Source organism: Chryseobacterium takakiae, from assembly GCF_900129385.1.
In the GTDB taxonomy this organism is placed as follows: domain Bacteria; phylum Bacteroidota; class Bacteroidia; order Flavobacteriales; family Weeksellaceae; genus Chryseobacterium; species Chryseobacterium takakiae.
This window is the reverse complement of the sequence record NZ_FQVO01000003.1, coordinates 268962-290344: the sequence shown is the minus strand read 5'-3', so window position 1 is coordinate 290344 and position 21383 is coordinate 268962. Positions and strand designations below refer to the sequence as shown.

31 protein-coding genes are annotated in these 21383 nt (G+C 35.4%); 2 read left to right on the top strand and 29 right to left on the bottom strand.

What is annotated here, in order from left to right; genetic code table 11:
• Position 1 precedes the first annotated feature (1 nt).
• The 5 genes from BUA76_RS06385 to BUA76_RS06365 all read right to left on the bottom strand — a co-directional run bounded on the left by BUA76_RS06385 (position 2) and on the right by BUA76_RS06365 (position 4323).
• Positions 2-1471 (bottom strand): DUF4178 domain-containing protein, encoded by a 1470-nt coding sequence (locus BUA76_RS06385; protein ID WP_072883948.1) that lies wholly within the window; start codon positions 1469-1471, stop codon positions 2-4.
• Between the two features lie 2 nt (positions 1472-1473).
• The gene (locus BUA76_RS06380) at positions 1474-1833 is read right to left on the bottom strand and encodes an S-adenosylmethionine decarboxylase family protein (protein WP_072883947.1); all 360 of its coding nucleotides are present in this window, start codon (positions 1831-1833) and stop codon (positions 1474-1476) included.
• Between the two features lie 24 nt (positions 1834-1857).
• A complete protein-coding gene (ctlX, locus tag BUA76_RS06375; RefSeq protein WP_072883946.1) occupies positions 1858-2781 on the bottom strand; it encodes a citrulline utilization hydrolase CtlX in 924 nt (307 codons plus the stop codon).
• 284 nt (positions 2782-3065) lie between these two features.
• Positions 3066-3314: a four helix bundle protein gene (locus BUA76_RS19490; RefSeq protein WP_317041288.1), complete on the bottom strand. Its 249-nt coding sequence runs from the start codon at positions 3312-3314 to the stop codon at positions 3066-3068.
• A 94-nt stretch (positions 3315-3408) separates the two neighbouring features.
• Complete coding sequence (locus tag BUA76_RS06365) at positions 3409-4323, bottom strand: dimethylarginine dimethylaminohydrolase family protein (protein WP_072883945.1); 915 nt, start codon at positions 4321-4323, stop codon at positions 3409-3411.
• A 509-nt stretch (positions 4324-4832) separates the two neighbouring features.
• Here BUA76_RS06365 and BUA76_RS06360 point away from each other — a divergent pair.
• Positions 4833-5291, top strand: a complete 459-nt coding sequence (locus BUA76_RS06360; protein WP_072883944.1) for a hypothetical protein — start codon at positions 4833-4835, stop codon at positions 5289-5291.
• Positions 5292-5313: 22 nt separating this feature from the next.
• Here BUA76_RS06360 and BUA76_RS06355 read toward each other — a convergent pair whose 3' ends face one another.
• The 10 genes from BUA76_RS06355 to BUA76_RS06305 all read right to left on the bottom strand — a co-directional run bounded on the left by BUA76_RS06355 (position 5314) and on the right by BUA76_RS06305 (position 13364).
• Positions 5314-5742, bottom strand: a complete 429-nt coding sequence (locus tag BUA76_RS06355; RefSeq protein WP_143149871.1) for a hypothetical protein — start codon at positions 5740-5742, stop codon at positions 5314-5316.
• A 113-nt stretch (positions 5743-5855) separates the two neighbouring features.
• On the bottom strand, positions 5856-7142 hold the full coding sequence (locus BUA76_RS06350; RefSeq protein WP_072883942.1) for a citrate synthase: 1287 nt from the start codon (positions 7140-7142) through the stop codon (positions 5856-5858).
• 86 nt (positions 7143-7228) lie between these two features.
• On the bottom strand, positions 7229-8521 hold the full coding sequence (eno, locus tag BUA76_RS06345) for a phosphopyruvate hydratase (RefSeq protein ID WP_066434478.1): 1293 nt from the start codon (positions 8519-8521) through the stop codon (positions 7229-7231).
• A 167-nt stretch (positions 8522-8688) separates the two neighbouring features.
• Positions 8689-9246, bottom strand: a complete 558-nt coding sequence (locus tag BUA76_RS06340; protein ID WP_072883941.1) for a hypothetical protein — start codon at positions 9244-9246, stop codon at positions 8689-8691.
• Entirely contained in the window at positions 9243-9443 is a 201-nt protein-coding gene (locus tag BUA76_RS06335; protein ID WP_072883940.1) for a hypothetical protein, read from the bottom strand. The genes BUA76_RS06340 and BUA76_RS06335 overlap by 4 nt, the downstream gene beginning before the upstream one ends.
• Before the next feature lie 77 nt (positions 9444-9520).
• The gene (locus tag BUA76_RS06330) at positions 9521-10081 is read right to left on the bottom strand and encodes a hypothetical protein (RefSeq protein WP_072883939.1); all 561 of its coding nucleotides are present in this window, start codon (positions 10079-10081) and stop codon (positions 9521-9523) included.
• A 103-nt stretch (positions 10082-10184) separates the two neighbouring features.
• A complete protein-coding gene (locus BUA76_RS06325) occupies positions 10185-10970 on the bottom strand; it encodes a sensor histidine kinase (RefSeq protein WP_072883938.1) in 786 nt (261 codons plus the stop codon).
• Positions 10971-11607: 637 nt separating this feature from the next.
• Positions 11608-12453 (bottom strand): hypothetical protein, encoded by an 846-nt coding sequence (locus BUA76_RS06315; RefSeq protein WP_072883936.1) that lies wholly within the window; start codon positions 12451-12453, stop codon positions 11608-11610.
• Between the two features lie 6 nt (positions 12454-12459).
• On the bottom strand, positions 12460-13092 hold the full coding sequence (locus tag BUA76_RS06310) for a response regulator (protein ID WP_072883935.1): 633 nt from the start codon (positions 13090-13092) through the stop codon (positions 12460-12462).
• A gap of 83 nt (positions 13093-13175) precedes the next feature.
• Entirely contained in the window at positions 13176-13364 is a 189-nt protein-coding gene (locus BUA76_RS06305; RefSeq protein WP_072883934.1) for a hypothetical protein, read from the bottom strand.
• A 225-nt stretch (positions 13365-13589) separates the two neighbouring features.
• On the opposite strand from BUA76_RS06305, the gene BUA76_RS06300 reads away from it, so the two are divergent.
• Positions 13590-14009, top strand: coding sequence for a hypothetical protein (locus BUA76_RS06300; protein ID WP_072883933.1), 420 nt, complete (start codon positions 13590-13592; stop codon positions 14007-14009).
• 55 nt (positions 14010-14064) lie between these two features.
• On the opposite strand, the gene rplQ is transcribed toward BUA76_RS06300, so the two are convergent.
• The 14 genes from rplQ to rpsH all read right to left on the bottom strand — a co-directional run bounded on the left by rplQ (position 14065) and on the right by rpsH (position 21360).
• Complete coding sequence (gene rplQ / locus BUA76_RS06295; RefSeq protein WP_072883932.1) at positions 14065-14589, bottom strand: 50S ribosomal protein L17; 525 nt, start codon at positions 14587-14589, stop codon at positions 14065-14067.
• Positions 14590-14595: 6 nt separating this feature from the next.
• Positions 14596-15591, bottom strand: a complete 996-nt coding sequence (locus tag BUA76_RS06290) for a DNA-directed RNA polymerase subunit alpha (protein ID WP_066434456.1) — start codon at positions 15589-15591, stop codon at positions 14596-14598.
• Between the two features lie 33 nt (positions 15592-15624).
• Positions 15625-16233, bottom strand: coding sequence for a 30S ribosomal protein S4 (gene rpsD, locus BUA76_RS06285; protein WP_029297746.1), 609 nt, complete (start codon positions 16231-16233; stop codon positions 15625-15627).
• A 19-nt stretch (positions 16234-16252) separates the two neighbouring features.
• On the bottom strand, positions 16253-16642 hold the full coding sequence (rpsK, locus tag BUA76_RS06280) for a 30S ribosomal protein S11 (protein WP_002983263.1): 390 nt from the start codon (positions 16640-16642) through the stop codon (positions 16253-16255).
• Positions 16643-16654: 12 nt separating this feature from the next.
• Complete coding sequence (rpsM, locus tag BUA76_RS06275; protein WP_027381318.1) at positions 16655-17032, bottom strand: 30S ribosomal protein S13; 378 nt, start codon at positions 17030-17032, stop codon at positions 16655-16657.
• A 9-nt stretch (positions 17033-17041) separates the two neighbouring features.
• The gene (rpmJ, locus tag BUA76_RS06270) at positions 17042-17158 is read right to left on the bottom strand and encodes a 50S ribosomal protein L36 (RefSeq protein ID WP_007839480.1); all 117 of its coding nucleotides are present in this window, start codon (positions 17156-17158) and stop codon (positions 17042-17044) included.
• 66 nt (positions 17159-17224) lie between these two features.
• The gene (gene infA, locus BUA76_RS06265) at positions 17225-17440 is read right to left on the bottom strand and encodes a translation initiation factor IF-1 (protein WP_029297754.1); all 216 of its coding nucleotides are present in this window, start codon (positions 17438-17440) and stop codon (positions 17225-17227) included.
• A 3-nt stretch (positions 17441-17443) separates the two neighbouring features.
• Positions 17444-18823, bottom strand: coding sequence for a preprotein translocase subunit SecY (gene secY / locus BUA76_RS06260; RefSeq protein WP_072883931.1), 1380 nt, complete (start codon positions 18821-18823; stop codon positions 17444-17446).
• Positions 18824-18832: 9 nt separating this feature from the next.
• Positions 18833-19282 carry a 50S ribosomal protein L15 gene (rplO, locus tag BUA76_RS06255; protein ID WP_066434450.1) on the bottom strand — a complete coding sequence of 150 codons (450 nt, stop codon included), beginning with the start codon at positions 19280-19282 and terminating at the stop codon, positions 18833-18835.
• A gap of 19 nt (positions 19283-19301) precedes the next feature.
• Positions 19302-19478 carry a 50S ribosomal protein L30 gene (gene rpmD / locus BUA76_RS06250; RefSeq protein ID WP_029297759.1) on the bottom strand — a complete coding sequence of 59 codons (177 nt, stop codon included), beginning with the start codon at positions 19476-19478 and terminating at the stop codon, positions 19302-19304.
• 11 nt (positions 19479-19489) lie between these two features.
• On the bottom strand, positions 19490-20011 hold the full coding sequence (gene rpsE, locus BUA76_RS06245; protein WP_034712988.1) for a 30S ribosomal protein S5: 522 nt from the start codon (positions 20009-20011) through the stop codon (positions 19490-19492).
• 18 nt (positions 20012-20029) lie between these two features.
• Positions 20030-20383 (bottom strand): 50S ribosomal protein L18, encoded by a 354-nt coding sequence (gene rplR, locus BUA76_RS06240; protein ID WP_072883930.1) that lies wholly within the window; start codon positions 20381-20383, stop codon positions 20030-20032.
• A 15-nt stretch (positions 20384-20398) separates the two neighbouring features.
• On the bottom strand, positions 20399-20944 hold the full coding sequence (gene rplF / locus BUA76_RS06235; protein ID WP_072883929.1) for a 50S ribosomal protein L6: 546 nt from the start codon (positions 20942-20944) through the stop codon (positions 20399-20401).
• A 17-nt stretch (positions 20945-20961) separates the two neighbouring features.
• A complete protein-coding gene (gene rpsH / locus BUA76_RS06230; RefSeq protein WP_029297768.1) occupies positions 20962-21360 on the bottom strand; it encodes a 30S ribosomal protein S8 in 399 nt (132 codons plus the stop codon).
• Positions 21361-21383 lie beyond the last annotated feature (23 nt).

The window sequence follows — 21383 nt, the reverse complement described above, 5'->3', positions numbered from 1 at the left end:
CTTATGAATAGGTATACGGTGAATTTGAACTGTTGAACCATTTTGATCTTTCGAAAGCTCTCCTGCCAAAATACAGTGCTAAAGCCAATGCTACGAGAAATAAAAGAACAAACATAAAATTCCTGAAAGAAACCGGAAGCCATTCTGCTTTAATTTTTACAGATTTATTTTCAGGCACGGCAGATATAGTTTCTGCCTGAGCATTTGCGTTTAATAAAGAATCAATATCCGATTTCCCAAATGTCTTATGAATCAATTGTCCGAGCGCGGTTACCGAATCTCTTTTGATCATTTTAGCATCTCCGAAAGAGGTGGTTTCGAACGTTGTCTGATTGGTTACATCGATCGTTCCGTTTTCCTGTCTTGATATCAAAAGATTACCATCCGGAGAAATGTATCTTGCAGGCTGTGAAGTTTTAAGAGGCTCCTGCCTTTCCGCAGAGATTACAAAATGGTATTTTCCGGGAGCCACACCACAAAAATTAAATGACTCACGCTGACTTCCTTCACTCCAGCTTTCACCATCTTCATAGCCGTGGTATTCTTCAATATCTTTTGAAGCAAAAACAATTTCGTTGTTTTTTTCATTAACAAGGCCTAGTCCTACATTTGCCCACGAATTATCTACATTAGAAGAAGCTTCAACATGCAACGGTGCGGAACCGCCCGATAATTCGAAGCTTTTACTAATCATTTCCTTATCGGCAACATCGGCAAAGTGAACCTCCTGCTCAAAAACCAGCGCATTTGTTCTGGTTCCCACCACGTAAAGCTGAATAAGACAAATCAGCAACGCTGAAACACCGAGAATATTAATCGCTTGTTTTACATTAACGTAAAAAGGCTGAACAATTCCTATTCCCGTATAGTTGGGAAGATTAGAAATGTCAAATGCTTTTTTTACTTTGTATTTTGAAATATGTTTCCCGAAGAAAAACTCAGTTTCACTGCCAGATTGCTCCTGAGAGATCATTTGGGTTCCGTTTACATATTCTTTATAATTAGCAATTGAAAAATTGAGTTTGTTTTCAAAGAAACCTGTTGCCGCATGTATTGTACATTGGGTAGTTTCGTACCATCTGTAGTTTTTCATATGGAATTCTGCAACTTTGCCATTAAGCTTTTTCTTGACGTCCATGGCATTAATCACATGCAGAAAAACCCAGTGTCCGTCGCTTTCGCTCAGAAATGCATTTGCTCCTTTTTTATCTTTTAAATAATATTCCCGCCAAAAAATAGTGCTTCCATATTTTCGGATGACAATTCCGGTTACAGTATATTCTGTACCATCAATTGTTCCTTTTTGTCCGACTTCAAGAACTACATTTTCGGTGGGCTTTTTAACAACTTTTGTGGAAACATTTTTCGGAACATCAATGATATTAGAACAGGATTTACAGACATATTCACTGATCTCAAAATCTGGATCAATCTTATTTTCGGTTTTACATAAAGGACAAATGTAATGCATCTCTATCTGTAAATTTTGTGTTTTTGAATGGTTTTAGCTTTAAAGTATGCTGTGAATTCATCGGCAATTTTTTCAACTTTTGCCGTATTATCCTGTAAATAATTGCATAGGAAAACATCAAAGGTAAGTTGCCTGAATTCCGGCCAGGTGTGAATGCACAGGTGAGATTCTTTAAGGCAGACAGCAGCAGTAAAACTATGGTTTTCAAAAACATGACTGGTAATCCCTACAATTTCAACATCTTTTGTTGATAGTATATTTTGAGTAAATTCCAAAAAACCTTGACTGTCTAATAACAAAGCTTCTGACTCCGTTTCCAAAGTCAGAAGAATATGTAAACCTTTGCTGGTAATTGATTCCAATTCAATATATTTTCAGCAAATATATTATTTTTTCGGCAAGAAAACTTCAGCAAGCATACAACGTGCACTCCCTCCTCCGTTTACTTCAATGGTATTTAGGTCTGAATAAATAATTTCACAGTATTTTTCTATTGCAGCAACCTGATCTTCATGTAAAGATTTGTAAGCGGTTTCGCTCATGACCAGGAACTTTTCGCCATTTTTGTTTTGTACCTGCAGCATATTTCCTGCAAACTGCTGCATCTGTTCTTCCGAAATTTCAATAATTTCTTTTCCTGAATTTTTAATGGTTTCAATGACTTTGCTTCTTTCCAATTCATCATCGATACAATCCAGACAAATTACTACAAATTTATCTGCTACACACATTATTACATTAGTATGGTAAATCGGAAGCCTTTCTTCGCCAACCGTCTGGAATGAATGGAAAACAACCGGTGTAAAACCATATTTTTCACAAAATTCTCTGAAAAGATTTTCATCCAGCCTTAATGAAACCGAGCCGTACGCAATTTTGTTGTCGTGATCGAAGATCATGCTTCCGGTTCCTTCCAGGTAATGCCCCTGCGTTTCAGGAAAAGACCAGTCGTCGATCTCTGAAACTTCATAGCCTTGTTCCTTGATGTTTTCGATGATATCATCTCTTCTTTCCACTCTTCTGTTGGAAGCGAACATCGGGTATAAAACCACTTTCCCGTCTTTATGGAAGCTTACCCAGTTGTTGGGAAAAATAGAATCCGGAGTATGAGGATCCAGCGTATCTTTTATAGTGATGACGTTGATTCCTTTGTTTCTTAGCTTTTCCACAAACATTTTAAATTCTGACAAAGCTTTAAACTGAGTGTCAAAACCTTTTTGTTCTACCTGAAAATAGTTGTTTTTGGCCGTCTCTGCATTGAATCCGAATGCAATCGGCTCTATCATTAATACGGTATCTGTTGTCTGCATACTTTGAGTTTGAGGGTGTTTTGGGTTTGAGTGTTTTAGTGTTTTAGTGTTTTAGTGTTTTAGTGTTTTAGTGTTTTAGTGTTTTAGTGTTTTAGTGTTTTAGTGTTTTAGTGTTTTAGTGTTTTAGTGCAAAGTTATCTCTATTCATTTACAGTAGAAAATGTACACCAACTTTTTGATTGACTCATCATATTTACCAACATCCCTATTATCTGGTTGTACTGATTGTTTAGAATAATAAATTGATCTTCATTTATATAATTACATTTCCTGGCAAATAATAATCAGGTCTGAGTTTCTCTTGCTTCACCTTCTGAATCTGTAAGCTTGGCAACGAAAGACTTTTCGTACTTTCTTTTTCCCCAAGCTTCACTTATATTAGCAGAGACTGATCTTGATGAGCGCCTGATTTGGTCTGTAAGAGAATAGAGCTCTTCTTTCGGAAAGGATTTTGAAAGTTCATAAATCGTCATTACAAATTCTACTGACTTTTGAAAAACATTCAAATCCTGATGAAATTTTATAGTAGGCATAATCATTTGTATTTAAGTTTAAAAATATAAAACTTTTCAAGTAAAAACAATTCTCCTACCCTCAGACTCTAAAACTCTACCACTCTAGAATTTATCACTCTCTCACAAGAGGCATTGTAGAACATCTCAGCAATCCGCCCATTTTTGAAATTTCCCTATAAGGAATTTCTTCTACCGTCATTCCCCATTCATTTCTTAAGTGGTTGTTCATTCTGGTAAAAGTTTGGTCTGAAACCACGACTTCCGGAGAAATCGAGAAAACATTCGGGAACATTTCAAACATTTCCTCCGCTGTTACATGGAAACAGTTTTCTTCCCCAAAAATATCGATGATCAGCCGATAGTCACTTTCATCCACAAAACCGTCTTTGTAAATGATGCATTTGTCTTTACCGATCGGGTTGAAGGTACAGTCGAGATGCAAAATACCTTCATATGGAATTTTATCATTTTTCTTCAGTTCCAGGTCGATAATCCTTTTTTTAGGAAAATATTCCTTGAGAATTTCTATGGCATATTCATTAGTTCTGGCTGTTTTATAACTTCTGTAGTCTTCGCTGAAACAGGTCCCGATAAACAGAAAATCGTCCCAGACAATAACATCACCTCCTTCAATATGTGCCGTTTCAGGGAGATTAATAATCTTTCTCCATTCCACTTTTTCAAAAATATTCCTGTAAGCTCCCTGTTCATCTGCTCTGTCGGTAATGACATTAGAAATGATCATTTTATCATCAATAACAAAAGCAACGTCTCTTGCGAATACCTGATTATAATCTTCAATAATGCTTGGGCGCAGTACTTCCACGTCGTATTTTTTCAATACGGATTCGAAAGCATTCATTTCATTAATAATATCCTGCTCGTTCGGGTAAATGTTGTTTTGTATGGAGTAATAGGATTTGGCATCATAACTTTCCTCAAGAGTAGGAACACCTCCCATAGAATTCGGCTGTCCCAGAACCACTGATTTCAGCCTTCCTGTTTCGTTTTTTATATTTAGTTTCATAAAGATTTATGCAATGCTACAAATATAAGTAAAGGCCTGAATCTGGGAAACTTTTAAAGCGTTTTTAGACAAAGGCTGCAATATAAATCTGAAAAACATTCTTATTGCAGTTTTTTACTTGAGCAATTTGATAGACTAAAACAATTGATTGCTTATTGAAGCTACTTTAGCAGATAATTTTTTAACTGATTTTTGTTGTTAATTTTAAATTAAAATTCATACATTAGTGATATAATAATAGAGCTAAGTTATTAAAATTCAATCAACAAAAATTATTACATTATGAAAAACAAAAAATCAGTGCTAAAAAACGCACAAAAACTCGGTAGAGAAGCTCAAAAATCTATTATCGGAGGAGCGTCTGCAGCGAGACGATGCTGTGAATTTGACTTTGAAACAGGAGCATGTACACTCTGGACTTGTGACAGATGCCAATGTCCTTAAGAAAAACCAGAACCTGCTTTATGCAGGTTTTTTAATATTGTATTTTTGCAACATATGAATACAAAATGGAAAAATCAGACAAATCAATTCATAACATCTGTATCGCAAAAATTAAACGGAGCACACTAAAACCTTATGATTTTAAATGGACAAAATTTTACGAAACTGATTCTAAAAATCTATTCAGAAACTATCCTTTCGAATTGGATAATAAAGAATTAGCGATCTGCTCAACTGTTATTAATTCAGAAAATTTCAGCATTTTAACCACAAGAAAATTGATTACCCTCGAAAACGGCAATTTATTTTCCGGAAATCTGACGAACGCAAAAAATAGATTGTACGGAGAATTTAAAAGTAAAAAGGAAGCGCTTACTTTTGGTTCAGCAGAACTTGAAAATGGCGCTATTTTAAAATACTTTATTGAAACCGGAACAGCTTCAATGGTCATGATTCACGGTGTAGGGACAGCAATAAGTATTCAGAATACTCGTGCGGAAAACTTCAAAAAGCCACTAAAATAATCAATAATAAATTGCAGTAATTTTATTTTTTGTCTGCTCTTAAAACCTTGATTGAATACCAAAAAGAAATTACACCGACTATCAACTGCCCCGGAACTAAAGTTCTTCTGAAAAGCATGCTGAAATCATTGGCTCTTTTATAGATAAAGGGCACCCACCTTTCTTCAGTTTCGTAAAAATATAGATAATACACTGTTCCGATTCTAAAAATGAAAAGGCTAAGGCTGATAAAAAGCAGCATCTTTACAGATTGTTTTGTTGATACAAGAATAATCAGAGTAAAAGCACAAAGGAAACAAATGAACATCTCCATCTGGTAAAAGATAACGTTTACCAAGCTGTAGGTGGGTGAATAATCAGCAGGTTTGGAATGCAGCATTTCAAGGAAATCGAATGTTTCAATCATGAGGAAAAGCCCGTAGATGATGTAGAGAATAATATTAATCCTCATTGTCTTCTTAAGCGAATTTAATTTCTCATTTTCCATGCTTTAAGTTAAAAAAATTCCTTGAAATAAAAAATCCCAAAGCAAGCTTTGGGACTTATTTATAATAAGATGAATGATTATCTGTTCACCATATCAATGTAGTCTCTCTTTTGAGCGCCCTGATATACCTGTCTTGGTCTTCCGATAGGATCTCCTTTCAATCTCATTTCTTTCCACTGAGAAATCCATCCCGGAAGTCTTCCCAAAGCAAACATTACTGTGAACATTTCCGTAGGAATTCCTAGTGCTCTGTAGATAATTCCTGAATAGAAGTCTACATTCGGATATAGCTTTCTTTCTACGAAATATTCGTCTTCCAAAGCCACTCTTTCTAACTGCATTGCGATATCCAATGCCTTATCCTGAATTCCCAATGCGTTAAGAATATCGTCTGCCGCTTTTTTAATGATTTTCGCTCTTGGATCGAAGTTTTTGTACACTCTGTGTCCGAAGCCCATTAAACGGAAACTGTCGTTTTTATCTTTAGCTTTTGCTACCCATTTGTTTACATCGCCACCATCTTTTTCAATAAGCTCAAGCATTTCGATCACTGCCTGGTTTGCACCACCGTGAAGCGGCCCCCAAAGCGCAGAAACCCCAGCTGAGATAGAAGCGAAAAGACCTGTGTGAGCAGAACCAACCATTCTTACAGTAGATGTAGAACAGTTTTGCTCGTGATCTGCGTGAAGAATTAATAATTTATCCAAAGCCTGAACAACCACAGGATCAATTTCAAAATCTTGATTTGGCATTCTGAAGGTCATTTTGTAGAAATTTTCTACATAATTCAGGTTGTTGTCACCGTGGTTAAGCGGTAATCCCTGCGTTTTTCTGTACGTCCATGCACAAAGGTGAGAGAATTTTGCAATAAGCAATTCTGCAGCATGATCCATTTCTTCTTTAGAATTTACATTAACGGATTTTGGATTAAAGGCCGTTAAAGCGGAAGTTAAAGAAGAAAGAACTCCCATAGGGTGAGCAGAACGAGGGAAAGCATCGATGATTTTTTTCATCTCCTCTGCTACGAAGTTATATTTTTTAATATTTGATTCGAAAGAATTAAACTGATCCTGATTCGGCAATTCCCCGTGCAATAAAAGGTACATTACTTCTGTGAAGTTTGATTTATCGGCAATCTGCTCGATAGGATATCCTCTGTAGAATAATTCTCCTTTATCTCCATCTAAGTACGTGATGTCACTAAGTGTAGCCCCGGTATTTTTATACCCTAAATCAAGTGTGATCAGACCCGTCTGGTCTCTTAATTTTGAAATATCGATTCCTCTGTCTCCGATAGTACTATCCACAATTGGATATTCATATGAATTACCATCGTAATTCAATATTACTTTGTTGTCTGACATTATTTATTTTTTTTCTAAATATACTATTTATTACAAAACACGGCAAACTAAAAATTTCGCTTGCCGTTATTTATAATTTCAATTAATTATCTTTTGATTTTAAATGCATCCAATCCAGGGAATACTGCAGTTTCACCAAGTGCCTCTTCAATTCTCAACAGCTGGTTGTATTTTGCCATTCTGTCTGATCTTGAAGCAGATCCGGTTTTAATTTGGCCGCAGTTCATTGCTACTGCAAGATCAGCAATAGTAGAATCTTCTGTTTCCCCTGATCTGTGGGACATAACGGATGTGAATCTGTTATTTTGTGCCATTTGTACTGCAGCCATCGTTTCAGAAAGAGAACCAATCTGATTTACTTTAACCAAAATTGAGTTGGCGATACCTTCTTTAACACCTCTAGACAGTCTTTCAACGTTTGTTACGAATAAATCGTCTCCTACTAACTGTACTCTGTCACCGATTTTATCCGTTAACATTTTCCAACCTTCCCAGTCGTTTTCCTGCATTCCGTCTTCGATAGAAATAATCGGGTATTTCGCAGCCAGTTCAGCAAGGTAAGAAACCTGCTCACTGCTTGAGAACTGAGCGGCATCCGGAGTCTGGAATTTTCTGTAATCGTAAATTCCGTCTTTGTAGAATTCTGAAGCAGCGCAGTCAAGTGCCAACATGATGTCGTCACCAGGCTTATATCCCGCTTTTTCGATAGCCTGAAGTAGGGTATCAAGAGCATCTTCAGTTCCTGAGAATGTTGGTGCGAAACCACCTTCATCACCTACGGCAGTTGAGAGGCCTCTTGAGTGAAGTATGGATTTTAGGTTATGGAAAATTTCAGTTCCTTTTCTCAATGCGTGGGAGAAAGAATCTGCTTTCACCGGCATGATCATAAATTCCTGAAATGCAATAGGTGCATCTGAGTGAGAACCTCCATTAATAACGTTCATCATCGGAACCGGAAGGGTATTGGCATTTACTCCACCTACATATTTGTATAAAGGCATTTTCAGTTCTGCCGCCGCCGCTTTAGCCGCCGCTAAAGACACTCCTAAGATGGCGTTGGCACCCAGATTTCCTTTATTGTTTGTTCCATCAAGATCAATCATGATCTGATCGATAAGATTCTGATCATACACCGGAAGCCCTACCAGTTCAGGCGCGATTACTTCTCTTACATTCTCAACAGCTTTAAGAACACCTTTCCCCATATATTCTGAACCGCCGTCACGCAGTTCCACTGCTTCATGCTCTCCTGTAGATGCTCCCGAAGGTACTGCTGCACGACCCATAGCGCCGCTTTCTGTAAATACATCTACTTCTACTGTAGGATTTCCTCTTGAATCTAAAATTTGTCTCGCTTCTATGTAAGAAATGTAACTCATTGTTCGTTTTTTTATAGTTCAGACAAATTTAATCAATTTTTAACTTTTTGAAGCAAATGACACGTAATTTATACGTTTATTCAGAGTTAAATTTTAGTTAATTTCTGAATTTAAAACAGAGTTGTTGTTATCAAAATAAGCATCCCTTACAAATGGTGTTTATTCCATTATTTATTTAAATTATATTTATCCCTCTCTTGCGGAGTGAGTGCTCTCAAGGTTTTGGCTTCTTCCGCTCTAGCCTCATTAGCAGCTGTTTCTGAAATTTCGCCTTGTAATTTGACTATTAAATCTACAACTTTATCAAAGCTGTTAAAATATTTTTCATCTTTGCATTGTTCAGGAAAATTTACACAATGTTCTTCCAGCCTGTACAATGCGTCTCTCAGCATGTTTACCGGTGCCGTTCTCTCTCCCAGTTTGGATAATGTTTCAGCTATTTTTGTTATTTGTTCGGCGGATACGCTGTCTCCGGTTTTCAATTTGCCTGTAAGTTTACTGGTAATATCCGTTGTGGTTGCTATAGCGGCATCAGGCTGAACTTCTGATAAAATCTTATCAATTTTTCCATTATTATCAAGACTTATAACAGCGCCTCTGCGGGTAGCGTCATAGGACATCTGATAATTTGATCCTTTATTCTGCAATTCTTTCAGTGTGGCTTTATGTCTTATATTACATGAAATACATGACAAAATTACGAGTAGATAAAATATTATTTTCATGGCATTACATTATAAATTGAGTTTTCCGTATCATCAAATCTTGCATTTCCTTTTTCAAGCACTATGGCTAATGCTGAAAAATCCTGGTAGTTCAGATCTTCTATAATTTCCGGATCTGCATTTTTAAGTTTCAATATGACCTTTCCTTTTTTGGAAGATATATTCCATTCTAATAAATAGTCAACAATTATTTTCATGATTTTATTGGTTTAAGTGGTTTGTTTTAATTGATAAAGTATATTTATTTTACAACTACTGTGTTAGCAATCTATACTTATTGAGAAATACTTTTGTATGATTTTTCATTTGTTTTGACAAGTAAGTAGCCTGCACTGCTCGTCCCCATTAAAGCTAAAGCATAATTATCAAAAACAGGGAACTCTGTAGTATTGGTAATGAATTGGCAGACAAATACCAACCCGAAAATAATATTAAACAATAAAGCCTGGTAGCGGTGTACGCTTATTCCGCCGGCATCTGATAGTATATCTTTTATAAAACCCTTGCTATCCGTATTTTTTTTAGGGTTGGGTATTTCATTATCAATATACGTTGCTACACTTGCAGTTCCCACACTAATTCCTAATAAAAGTAAAATTGAAGGTTCTTTCAGTTTCAAAAGCAAATCAAAGTTACCATTGTTTCCCATACCAGCGCACAAACATATTATCACAATCATTGTCCAGTAAAACAATTGACTTCTGGAAAAGCTGAATGTTTTTTCTGTCTCATTATTGCCTGTTTGCGTATCTTTTAATAAATCTGTTTTAACAGCAAGCCACATTCCAAATATAAAGATGGCTGTAGGAAGAGCATATTCGAATAAAATTTTCATGGTTATTAATTTTTAATTATACTTCAAAGTTATTTTAAAAAGTAATCTATGTCCATTACACCAAAAGGTGATTTATAAAAATACTAATAAAATTTTGCTTTTCTCACAAATACATTTTGAAAAACAGATGAGTTCCGTTTCCATTAGTAATTTCACAATGTCCATTCTGTTCCTCCATTCTCCGCTTCATATTCCGAAGGCCATTTCCTGCCGGATTTTTATGGTTAATTCCAATTCCGTTGTCGGAAATTTTCATAATGAATTCATTATCTTTTTGAAGAAATGATAAGGTGATCTGGTTGGCCTGACTGTGCTTATAAATATTATTCAAAGCTTCTTTCAGACACAAGAACAAATTTCTTCTCTGTTCTGTTGAAATGGTTGTTTCTTCAACTATATTTTCGTTTTCTGTAATGATCAGAATGGTTGTTTTCTTAAGAAAATTCTGTGTATAGATTTTGGCATAATTGATAAAGCTTCCGAGTGTATCATTTCCTGAATTGAGACTCCAAAGCATTTCTCTCATGGAAATGTTCATTTCTTCCGAGGTTTTGAGAAGTTCGTCAATATCATTTCTCAGACCATCATTATCAGCCCGCTGTTTTAAAAATTCTGCCTGCAGTTTCAATGCTGAGATTCCGGCACCAAGATCATCGTGCATATCGTGGGAGATTCTTTCCCGTTCTTTTTCGATGAGCTTTTGTTTTTCGAGCTCTTTCTGGAGGAGCTGATTTTGGTATTCAGATTCTTTGAGCTGTTTTTCTTTAATGTATAATAATTGTTTTCTATTGTACATTAATACTGTAAAAATTATAAAACCCACAAATAACATCATTACTAAGATTGCAATGATGTAAACTATTTTTATTTCTTCAGGAAGATTTTTCATTTTTCACAAAATTGGCTTCGAAAGAAAAGCAAATACGTTATAATATTGACAATAGTAAATATCATTGAAATACCCTTTAAAAAATCTGGATCAAGATTATTAAAATAATACATTGGAAGACCTCTGAACAAAAAGAATACAGACCAAATCAGTAGACCGCAACTGATCCAAAATGACTTTTTATCAAAAATAGGACCTTCTACTTTTTGATTTAAAATATATACAAACCAACCCATACTCCCAAAAATGCAAAACAACGGTAATAAAGCAAGCGTAAAAGAAGTCAGTTCGTCGAAATTATATCGTATTTGGTGAATAAGTGTCATTCCAAAAAACACACTAAAAACTATCGTCCAAATACTTCTGTAAATTTTTTCTTTGAAATTTTTTCTAAAGAAATAAAAAAAATATAAATAAGATATTAATATAAAAATGAAAAATAAATAATTAGAATTCATTACATTTTCTAATTTAAGAATCGGAAATATAATATCTATTATCGTCACCACTGATATATATACGTAAAAATGAAATTGCTGTCCAGATTTACCTTTCATCAATATATATATTGAAAGTAAAAGATTAACCAGAACTACAATTTCATAAATTTTGTTTAAAATATCCAGTTTTGAAATCATTAGTTGGGAGGTGAAAGTGAGTTTAGGTCATAATATGATAAATTATCAATTAAATTTCCATCTACATCATATGCATTTGTTATAAATGTAATCTGACCTTCATTATTTATATATTTATCTTTCAATCTTGTCATTTCTTTTGTAGGAATACTTTTTTTTACTGATTTTGTTTGTAAAAAAGTTTCTAAATATTCATTCCAATGAGGAATTTTACCCAAAATAAAACGATATTCTTTTAAATTAGAATTACTAGTAGAGTTTTTAATATATTCTTGTAAACAATATTTAGGGATTTTAACTTTCATTGTATTTTTTCCGTACTTTTTTGCATATGCATCTAGTTTGCTTCTCGTGTTACTATTGTATAAATTATGCATCAGATCTGCATCAGATTCATCAATAATTATATCTTTTCCATTAGCGATAAGATGATATTTTGTATTTATTTTCGATCCATCATAATTAAATAAAATTAATAATTTATTATTAAGAGGGGATAATTCAGAATATTTACCATTTAGGTTAAGCTTAGCATCGCATTCCCCGAAAGTACAGTTTAATACATCTGAATCAGAAGGGAAATTATTTATTATACTTTCATAAATATTTTTATTGATAACCAATTCAGATTCGTTAATGATTTTTAGATCTAAGACATTTTTCTTAAAATCTTTAATCATAATTTCAGAAAGTAGTTCTGGAATTGGTGGGTGGCAATATTCAGTTCTTGCAACAACCGGTTGACCAGTATTAATACTATCTGCTGTAGGTTTTTCATCAGTTTTTTTACATGAAAAAAGTAAAAGTATTATTCCCAGACTCAAAAGAAAATTAATTTTTTTCATAATTTCTTAGTTTTTAAAATGGTTAAATTTATTAATTGCCTCCACTTTGTTGCTGACGTGGAGTTTTCTGTAAATGTTTCCGACGTGTTTTTTCACGGTATCAATACTGATAAATTTCTTATCTCCAATTTCTTTGTAAAGCAAACCTTGAGATAAAAGCTCGAGAATTTCTTTTTCACGTTGTGTAAGTTCATCAAAACCTTTAATTTCAGGCAGCTTTTTTTCAAAATGGCTTAATACTTTTCTGGCGATGGAAAAACTCATGGGAGCACCACCATTGTAGACATCCCGGATGGATGAGAGAATCTTATCCATGCTTTCTCCTTTTACCAAATACCCCATTGCTCCGGCTTTTAAAGAATTGAAAACTTTTTCATCGTCTTCAAAACTCGTACACATGATAAATTGTGTATCCGGGAGTTGTTTTTTAATTTTTCCAATGATCTCGATACCTAACATATCCTGTAGCTGAATATCCATCATTACGACATCTGGAGAAATATCAGGGAGATTTTCTAATGCATCAAGACCATCAAAATACTGGGCAACTACTCTCATATCATCCTGGTAATTGATGATTTTTTTTAACGCATTATTGTAGTTTTTTTCATCTTCTACGATGGCAATGCTGATTTTCATTCCGGTAAGGTTTAAATTATAATTCAGAGTTTATTTTCTTAATGAAGGGCTTTATGCACAAACACAGAAAAGCCCCTTCATTATTAGTTGGAAGGACAAAGGCTGTCGCCGAGTGTAACAATCATTCCAATCACACCTTTTACAACCGGATTTTTAATAATTCCTGCGAGAACCTGAAGCCCCGTTTTTGCAGATGGCCATATTGCACAAAAATTAACGCTTTCCGGACTTTTTTCCAATGAAACATTTTTGATGTCTGCTTCTGTTAACATAGTAATAAGTTTTAAGATATGCCTACTCTATACAGTTTTCGGCTTTCCTGATTTATTACTGTAAAGTTCAGAATCATATTGAGGGCAAACAATTACACGTTTGTGTAATTTTAGAGAGATTGAATTCATGATGGTTGGTTTAGTTTTTGTTTTTACTAAATTTAGCAAAAAAATAAATATATCTGAAAATATTTAACAATCAATACATTAAAAAAAATTAACATCATGAAAAAGGGACTTTGGGGCGTAGTTACAGTGATTGCGCTATCTTTTACAGGCTGTAAAAAAAGTGAAACGGGGAATAAAGCCGTATTGCAATCAGACGGTACCGAACAATCCATGACGGACAGCGGTAAAGCAGATCCTAATATTCAGTATGAAACTGACGTTAACGGAAAAAAATATGTAAAAACAGATTTTGTATATAAGGCGACTGATGGAAGTCTTGCAAAGGTCGTCTTTGACTATAAAGAAAAAACAATGAGTATCAGAAGCAATAATAAAACTTTCATTCTGAACAAAGTTGATTCTAAAGGCAATGAGGCCGTTTATGAGAAAATGGACATGAAAGCTAGGGTAAAAGGTGACAGCCTGATTCTTGATCAGGGCAATAATATCATTGAGCTGGTAAAAACTAAAATCTAAGCAATAAAAAAACCGTTCAGGATCTGAACGGTTTTTTTTATCTGAAAATGAAATATTATTCTTCAGTTTTTTCCTCTGTAGAGTTCGCAGCTTCAGCCGTTGGCTCAGCAGCTTTTTCTTCTACTACAGGAGCTTCAGCTACTACAGCTTCTTTTTTAGCTGTTGCAGATCTTCTGCTTCTTCTTGTTGTTTTCTTCTCTTCAGCATTAGGATTATAAAGCTCGTTGAAGTCTACCAATTCGATAAGAGCAGTATCAGCAGCATCACCAGGTCTGAAACCAGTTTTGATGATTCTTGTGTATCCACCGTTTCTCTCAGCGATTTTAGGTGCTACAGTTCTGAACAATTCTGCAACTGCTTCTTTATTTTGAAGATATGAAAAAACAATTCTTCTATTGTGTGTAGTATCTTCTTTTGCTTTTGTTAATAGAGGCTCAACATATACTCGTAAAGCTTTTGCTTTAGCTACAGTAGTGTTGATTCTTTTATGCTCAATTAGAGAACAAGCCATATTAGAAAGTAAAGCACTTCTGTGAGAAGCTGTTCTTCCTAAGTGATTGAATTTTTTACCGTGTCTCATTATTAATTATTTATCAGCGTCTAACTTATATTTTGCAACGTCGAAACCGAAGTTAAGACCTTTTGAATGCACTAATTCTTCTAGTTCTGTCAAAGATTTTTTACCAAAATTTCTGAATTTCATCAAATCAGACTTACTGTAAGAAACCAATTCTCCAAGAGTTTCTACTTCAGCCGCCTTCAGACAGTTAAGGGCTCTTACGGAAAGATCCATATCTGCTAATTTAGACTTAAGAAGTTGTCTTGTATGAAGAGTTTCTTCATCATATTGGATAGATGCTTTTACAGCTTCAGTTTCAAGCGTGATTCTCTCATCAGAGAACAGCATGAAGTGATAAATTAATATCTTGGAAGCTTCTGTTAAAGCATTCTGAGGACTGATAGATCCGTCAGTTTCTATATCTAATACAAGTTTTTCGTAGTCTGTTTTTTGCTCTACACGATAATTTTCAATGCTATACTGTACTTTCTTGATTGGGGTGAAAATAGAGTCGATTGCAATAGTACCTACCGGTGCATTGTTTGACTTATTTTGTTCAGAAGGAACATATCCTCTGCCTTTTTCAATATTGAAAGTAATTTCGAAAGTTACATCACTGTTTAGGTTACAGATCACCAAATCCGGGTTTAGCACCTCAAATCCGTTGATTGATTTTCCTAAATCACCAGCAGTAATAACCGTCTGACCTGATACTTTGGCATTAACCTGCTCGTTGGACTGGTTTTCTGCCGTAGCTTTTAATCTTACCTGCTTAAGGTTAAGAATAATTTCGGTAACATCTTCGATTACTCCTGGAATAGTTGAAAATTCGTGCTCTACACCTTCTATTTTGATAGATGAAATAGCATAACCTTCCAGAGAAGAAAGCAACACTCTTCTCAAAGCATTACCGATTGTAAGCCCGAAACCTGGTTCTAGTGGTCTGAATTCAAATTGACCTCTAAATTCATCAGAGTTAAGTAAAATTACTTTATCGGGTTTTATGAATTGTAAAATTGCCATATTATTGGGTTGAGCAAAAATTTGATTAAAAAATTATTTAGAGTAAAGTTCGACGATAAGCTGTTCCTTGATGTCTTCCGGAATTTGGATTCTCTCAGGAGCAGAAACGAAAGTACCTTCTTTCTTCTCATCGTTGAATTGTAACCACTCATAATTTGCTTTAGAAGCCAATGCATTGGTAACAACTTCAAGAGACTTAGACTTTTCTCTTACAGCAATTACATCACCTGCTTTAAGCAAATAAGATGGAATATTTACCAGCTCTCCGTTCACGGTAATGTGTCTGTGAGAAACCAATTGTCTTGCAGCAGATCTGGTTTTAGCAAATCCTAATCTGTATACTACGTTATCCAATCTTGATTCGCAAAGTTGTAATAGAACTTCACCTGTTACTCCTTTACTTCTGTGTGCTTTGTCGAATAAGTTAGCAAACTGTCTTTCTAAGATACCGTAAGTGTATTTAGCTTTTTGTTTTTCAGCCAGCTGAACTGCGTATTCAGATTTTTTAGCACCTCTTCTTTTGTTAGGACCGTGTTGTCCCGGCGGTTGGTTTTTTCTTTTCTCGAAGTTTTTGTCATCTCCGTAGATTGCAGCACCAAACTTTCTCGCAATCTTAGTTTTAGGACCAATATATCTTGCCATAATGGATAAATTCTAAAAATTAAACTCTTCTTCTTTTTGGTGGTCTACATCCATTGTGCGGCATAGGAGTCACATCAATGATTTCGCTAACTTCAATTCCTGAATTGTGAATAGATCTGATGGCAGATTCTCTACCTGCACCTGGACCTTTCACAAACACCTTTACTCTTCTTAATCCAGCTTCGTGAGCTACAGCAGAGCAATTTTCAGCTGCCATCTGAGCAGCAAATGGAGTATTCTTTTTAGAACCTCTGAAACCCATTTTACCGGCAGAAGCCCAAGAGATAACCTCTCCGTTTTTATTTGTTAAAGAAATGATGATGTTATTGAAAGAAGCCTGAATATGCGCTTCACCAATAGCCTCAACTTTTACTTTTCTTTTCTTAACTACTTTAGTTTGTTTTGCCATAATTCCTAACGATTATTTACTAGCTTTTTTCTTGTTAGCAACAGTTTTTCTCTTTCCTTTACGGGTTCTAGAGTTGTTTTTCGTTCTCTGGCCTCTTAAAGGTAATCCAAGTCTGTGACGTATTCCTCGTTGGCATCCTATGTCCATTAATCGCTTAATGTTCAATTGCACTTCAGATCTTAATTCTCCTTCTACTTTAATGTTTTCAGAGATATAGTTTCTGATTGCAGCCAATTCATCGTCATTCCATTCGTTGACTTTCTTGTCTTCGCTGATACCGGCAGCTTTAAGGATTTCTGAAGAAGTACTTCTTCCAATTCCGTAGATGTAAGTTAAACCGATAACACCTCTTTTGTTTTTTGGTAAATCAATACCTGAAATTCTCGCCATAATTTAATGTTAGCCTTGTCTTTGTTTAAATTTTGGGTTCTTCTTGTTGATTACGAATAGTACACCTTTTCTGCGTACGATTTTGCAATCAGCGCTTCTTTTTTTAATTGATGCTCTTACTTTCATTTTTGAAAATATTTATTTTTTTAACAATAGCCAAATGAAACATATGCTTCATTTGGCAGATTGTTTTTAATATCTAAATGTAATTCTCCCCTTCGATAAATCGTAAGGAGACATTTCTAATTTTACCTTATCACCAGGTAATAACTTAATATAGTGCATACGCATTTTACCGGAGATGTGAGCGATGAGAACATGCCCGTTTTCCAGCTCAACACGGAACTGCGCATTCGAAAGTGCTTCCGTAATAACGCCGTCCTGTTCAATATGTTTTTGTTTTGCCATAAATTAATATCCAGTCGTTCTTGATAATTTAGACTGCATTAAGCCATCATAATGATGGTTCAGCAGATAGGTATTAATCTGTTGAACAGTATCTAAAATTACTCCCACCATAATCAATAGTGATGTCCCCCCGAAAAATAAGGCGAACGCATCTGTCTGAACAAAGCTTCCGTGTACAATTGCCGGAAGGACTGCAAAGATAGATAAAAAAATTGCACCTGGCAAGGTAATTTTTGATAAAATATCATCTAAATAATCAGCGGTATCTTTTCCTGGTCTTACTTTCGGTACTAAACCTCCGTTTCTCTTCAAGTCATCAGCCATTTGGTTTACCGGAATTGTGATCGCAGTATAGAAGAATGAGAAAATAATAATCAATAGCGCAAACAATACGTTGTACTGCCAGCTAAAAACATTCTTGAAACCAGCAAGAAAAGTATTGGATTCATCCACTTTAGTTAAAAGTCCCGGTACGAACATTAACGCCTGCGCGAAAATGATCGGCATTACACCGGCAGCATTTACTTTCAATGGAATCCACTGTCTTGCTCCCTGCATAAGATTTCTGTTTACACCTCCTCTTGCCTGAGCTCTGCTTACATACTGGATTGGGATTTTTCTCACAGCAACGGATAATACCACTGCCAAAAGAACTACCAACATCCAGAAAATCACTTCAATAAGGATCATGATAGACCCCATTCCTCCTTTTCCGTTCTGAACTGCCATTTCCTGCACAAATGCTTCCGGTAATCTTGAAAGGATCCCCACCATAATAAGGATAGAGATACCGTTCCCGATACCTTTGTCGGTGATTTTCTCACCCAACCACATTGCGAATACTGAACCGGCAACCAGAATAACAATACTTGGTAACCAGAACATAATGGAATTTGGCTCTACATAATATGCAGATGAGAACTGAGCATATGGTAAGAATAATTGAGTAATAGAAGTTAAATAAGAAGGTGCCTGTACAAGACAAACCCCTATTGTTAACCATCTAGTTATCTGGTTCAATGTATTTCTACCGGACTCTCCATCTTTCTGAAGCTTCTGAAGATAAGGAATAGCCATCCCCATCAACTGAACAATAATAGAAGCAGAAATATAAGGCATGATCCCTAACGCCATTACGGAAGCGTGGCTGAAAGCTCCCCCCGTAAACGACGAAAGCAAGCCAAGGAGACCTGCTCCTTGCTTGTTACCGCCTTGATTTTTATAATGCTCTAAGAGATCTCCCACTTCTGCAAGGTTAATTGCAGGTAAAGAGATATAAGATGCGAATCTATACACAAGGATAATTCCTAAAGTAAAGATAATTTTATCTCTAAGTTCTTTAAGACTCCAAATATTTTTGAGGGTTTGTATAAATTCTTTCATTAGTAATTATTATAAGGTAATTGCTTTTCCACCTGCTTTAGCGATAAGCTCTTCAGCAGATTTAGTGAATTTGTCAGCTGAGATAGAAACCGCAGATTTCAATTCTCCTCTACCCATAATTTTCACTAATTCGTTTTTAGTTGCCAAACCGTTTGCTACCAAAACTTCTTTTGTAATATCTCCTGTGATGGATTTGTTTTCAATTAAAGTCTGGATAGAATCAAGGTTAATAGCTCTAAACTCTTTTCTGTTTACGTTTTTGAATCCGAATTTAGGTAATCTTCTTTGTAAAGGCATCTGACCTCCTTCAAAACCGATTTTCTGAGAATATCCGGCTCTTGATTTTTGTCCTTTGTGCCCTTTTGTAGAAGTACCACCTTTTCCGCTACCTTGTCCTCTACCAATTCTTTTTGAGTTGAAAGTAGATCCTGCAGCTGGCTTTATGTTGTTTAAATTCATTTTAAAATTATTTTAAAAATTATTTTTGAACTTCAAGTAAGTGACTAACTGCAGCTATCATTCCTAAGATAGAGGGCGTAGCTTCGTGTTCTACAACTTGGTGAAGTTTCTTTAGTCCTAATGCTTCAAGCGTTCTCTTTTGGGTTTTTGTTCTTCCAATAGCGCTTCTTACTTGCTTTACTTTGATTGTTGCCATTGTTTTGTTTATTAACCGTTAAACACTTTACTTAGTGAAACTCCTCTCATTCTAGCAATTTCTTCAGGTCTTCTGATATCCAATAACGCTTTGAAAGTAGCTTTCACCACGTTGTGAGGGTTTGAAGATCCTTTAGATTTTGAAAGGATATCGTGAATACCAGCAGATTCCAATACCGCTCTTACCGCACCACCGGCGATAAGCCCTGTACCGTGAGAAGCAGGTCTTAAGAAGATGTCTGCACCTCCGTATCTGGCAGTAGTCTGGTGAGGGATTGTGTGGTTCATTACAGGAACTTTCACAAGGTTTTTCTTTGCGTCTTCAACTGCTTTTGCAATTGCAGAAGCAACCTCTTTAGATTTTCCTAAACCGTAACCGATAACTCCTTCTTCGTTTCCTACAACAACGATTGCAGAAAATCCGAAAGCTCTACCTCCTTTAGTTACTTTTGTTACTCTGTTAACAGCTACGAGACGATCTTTAAGTTCTAATCCTCCCGGTTTTACTCTTTCTATATTATCTAGTCCTAACATATTTCCGAAATTTAATGATTAGAATTTAAGTCCTCCTTCTCTCGCACCGTCAGCAAGAGCTTTGATTCTCCCGTGATATACGAATCCGTTTCTATCAAATACAATATTTTCGATTCCTGCAGCAATAGCTTTGGCAGCGATAGCCTTACCTACGGCAACAGAAACTTCAGTCTTAGTTCCGTTAGCTTCAACGCCTTTCTCTCTTGAAGAAGCAGATGCTAAAGTTTTTCCACTGTTATCATCGATTAACTGAGCGTAAATTTCCTTATTACTTTTGTATACAGATAATCTTGGCAATTCAGAAGATCCGGAGATTTTCCCTCTTACTCTTCTTTTGATTCTTATTCTTTTTTCTACTTTAGTTAATGCCATAATACTTATAATTTATTAAGCAGATTTACCAGCTTTACGTCTAACAATTTCTCCTACGAATCTTACCCCTTTCCCTTTGTATGGTTCAGGCTTTCTGAAAGAACGGATCTTTGCAGCTACCATCCCTAGAAGTTGGTTATCGTGAGACGTTAAAGTAATAATTGGGTTTTTACCTTTTTCAGTCAATGTATCTACTTTAACTTCGTTTGGAAGTTCCAGTACAATACCGTGAGAGAATCCTAAAGCCAACTCAAGTTTTTGACCTGCGTGTGAAGCTCTGTATCCTACCCCTACTAATTCCAGTTTCTTTTCGAAACCTGTGTTTACACCAACAATCATGTTGTTGATTAACGCTCTGTATAAACCGTGAAGCGCTTTGTGTTGTTTAGCATCAGATGGTCTGTTTACGTTCAGTTCACCATCTTTCTGTTCTATAGTAATTCCGCCTGTAAGCTCCTGAGAAAGTTCTCCTTTAGGACCTTTTACAGTTACCACACCATTGTTTTCAGTGATTGTAACTCCTGCTGGAACTGTTATAATTGCTTTACCAATTCTTGACATTTTCCTGTGATTAAAAATTAATAAACATAGCAGATTACTTCACCGCCTACTTTTTCTTCTCTAGCTTTCTTGTCAGTCATTACTCCTTTAGAAGTAGAGATGATAGAAATACCCAAACCATTTAGTACTCTTGGAAGTTCTGTAGAACCTTTGTACTGTCTCAAACCTGGTCTTGAAGCTCTCTGAATAGACTTGATAGCCGGTTTGTTGGTTTGCTTGTCGTACTTTAAAGCGATTTTGATCGTTCCCTGAACAGCGCTATCTTCAAACTTGTAGTTTAAGATATACCCCTGATCAAATAAGATCTTAGTAATCTCCTTTTTGATTTTCGATGCAGGAATTTCCACCACTTTGTGGCCTGCGCTTTGTGCGTTCCTTACTCTTGTTAGGAAATCTGAAATTGGATCTGTTACCATTTTTCTTTTATAAATTATTGGTT

What these genes read in the sequence shown, in the direction of transcription:
- BUA76_RS06385 (WP_072883948.1), bottom strand. Translation starts at nt 1,471, where the DNA reads ATGCATTACATTTGTCCTTTATGTAAAACCGAAAATAAGATTGATCCA.
- ctlX (WP_072883946.1), bottom strand. Translation starts at nt 2,781, where the DNA reads ATGCAGACAACAGATACCGTATTAATGATAGAGCCGATTGCATTCGGA.
- BUA76_RS19490 (WP_317041288.1), bottom strand. Translation starts at nt 3,314, where the DNA reads ATGCCTACTATAAAATTTCATCAGGATTTGAATGTTTTTCAAAAGTCA.
- BUA76_RS06365 (WP_072883945.1), bottom strand. Translation starts at nt 4,323, where the DNA reads ATGAAACTAAATATAAAAAACGAAACAGGAAGGCTGAAATCAGTGGTT.
- BUA76_RS06360 (WP_072883944.1), top strand. Translation starts at nt 4,833, where the DNA reads ATGGAAAAATCAGACAAATCAATTCATAACATCTGTATCGCAAAAATT.
- BUA76_RS06355 (WP_143149871.1), bottom strand. Translation starts at nt 5,742, where the DNA reads ATGAGGATTAATATTATTCTCTACATCATCTACGGGCTTTTCCTCATG.
- BUA76_RS06350 (WP_072883942.1), bottom strand. Translation starts at nt 7,142, where the DNA reads ATGTCAGACAACAAAGTAATATTGAATTACGATGGTAATTCATATGAA.
- eno (WP_066434478.1), bottom strand. Translation starts at nt 8,521, where the DNA reads ATGAGTTACATTTCTTACATAGAAGCGAGACAAATTTTAGATTCAAGA.
- BUA76_RS06340 (WP_072883941.1), bottom strand. Translation starts at nt 9,246, where the DNA reads ATGAAAATAATATTTTATCTACTCGTAATTTTGTCATGTATTTCATGT.
- BUA76_RS06335 (WP_072883940.1), bottom strand. Translation starts at nt 9,443, where the DNA reads ATGAAAATAATTGTTGACTATTTATTAGAATGGAATATATCTTCCAAA.
- BUA76_RS06330 (WP_072883939.1), bottom strand. Translation starts at nt 10,081, where the DNA reads ATGAAAATTTTATTCGAATATGCTCTTCCTACAGCCATCTTTATATTT.
- BUA76_RS06325 (WP_072883938.1), bottom strand. Translation starts at nt 10,970, where the DNA reads ATGAAAAATCTTCCTGAAGAAATAAAAATAGTTTACATCATTGCAATC.
- BUA76_RS06315 (WP_072883936.1), bottom strand. Translation starts at nt 12,453, where the DNA reads ATGAAAAAAATTAATTTTCTTTTGAGTCTGGGAATAATACTTTTACTT.
- BUA76_RS06310 (WP_072883935.1), bottom strand. Translation starts at nt 13,092, where the DNA reads ATGAAAATCAGCATTGCCATCGTAGAAGATGAAAAAAACTACAATAAT.
- BUA76_RS06305 (WP_072883934.1), bottom strand. Translation starts at nt 13,364, where the DNA reads ATGTTAACAGAAGCAGACATCAAAAATGTTTCATTGGAAAAAAGTCCG.
- BUA76_RS06300 (WP_072883933.1), top strand. Translation starts at nt 13,590, where the DNA reads ATGAAAAAGGGACTTTGGGGCGTAGTTACAGTGATTGCGCTATCTTTT.
- rplQ (WP_072883932.1), bottom strand. Translation starts at nt 14,589, where the DNA reads ATGAGACACGGTAAAAAATTCAATCACTTAGGAAGAACAGCTTCTCAC.
- BUA76_RS06290 (WP_066434456.1), bottom strand. Translation starts at nt 15,591, where the DNA reads ATGGCAATTTTACAATTCATAAAACCCGATAAAGTAATTTTACTTAAC.
- rpsD (WP_029297746.1), bottom strand. Translation starts at nt 16,233, where the DNA reads ATGGCAAGATATATTGGTCCTAAAACTAAGATTGCGAGAAAGTTTGGT.
- rpsK (WP_002983263.1), bottom strand. Translation starts at nt 16,642, where the DNA reads ATGGCAAAACAAACTAAAGTAGTTAAGAAAAGAAAAGTAAAAGTTGAG.
- rpsM (WP_027381318.1), bottom strand. Translation starts at nt 17,032, where the DNA reads ATGGCGAGAATTTCAGGTATTGATTTACCAAAAAACAAAAGAGGTGTT.
- rpmJ (WP_007839480.1), bottom strand. Translation starts at nt 17,158, where the DNA reads ATGAAAGTAAGAGCATCAATTAAAAAAAGAAGCGCTGATTGCAAAATC.
- infA (WP_029297754.1), bottom strand. Translation starts at nt 17,440, where the DNA reads ATGGCAAAACAAAAACATATTGAACAGGACGGCGTTATTACGGAAGCA.
- secY (WP_072883931.1), bottom strand. Translation starts at nt 18,823, where the DNA reads ATGAAAGAATTTATACAAACCCTCAAAAATATTTGGAGTCTTAAAGAA.
- rplO (WP_066434450.1), bottom strand. Translation starts at nt 19,282, where the DNA reads ATGAATTTAAACAACATAAAGCCAGCTGCAGGATCTACTTTCAACTCA.
- rpmD (WP_029297759.1), bottom strand. Translation starts at nt 19,478, where the DNA reads ATGGCAACAATCAAAGTAAAGCAAGTAAGAAGCGCTATTGGAAGAACA.
- rpsE (WP_034712988.1), bottom strand. Translation starts at nt 20,011, where the DNA reads ATGTTAGGACTAGATAATATAGAAAGAGTAAAACCGGGAGGATTAGAA.
- rplR (WP_072883930.1), bottom strand. Translation starts at nt 20,383, where the DNA reads ATGGCATTAACTAAAGTAGAAAAAAGAATAAGAATCAAAAGAAGAGTA.
- rplF (WP_072883929.1), bottom strand. Translation starts at nt 20,944, where the DNA reads ATGTCAAGAATTGGTAAAGCAATTATAACAGTTCCAGCAGGAGTTACA.
- rpsH (WP_029297768.1), bottom strand. Translation starts at nt 21,360, where the DNA reads ATGGTAACAGATCCAATTTCAGATTTCCTAACAAGAGTAAGGAACGCA.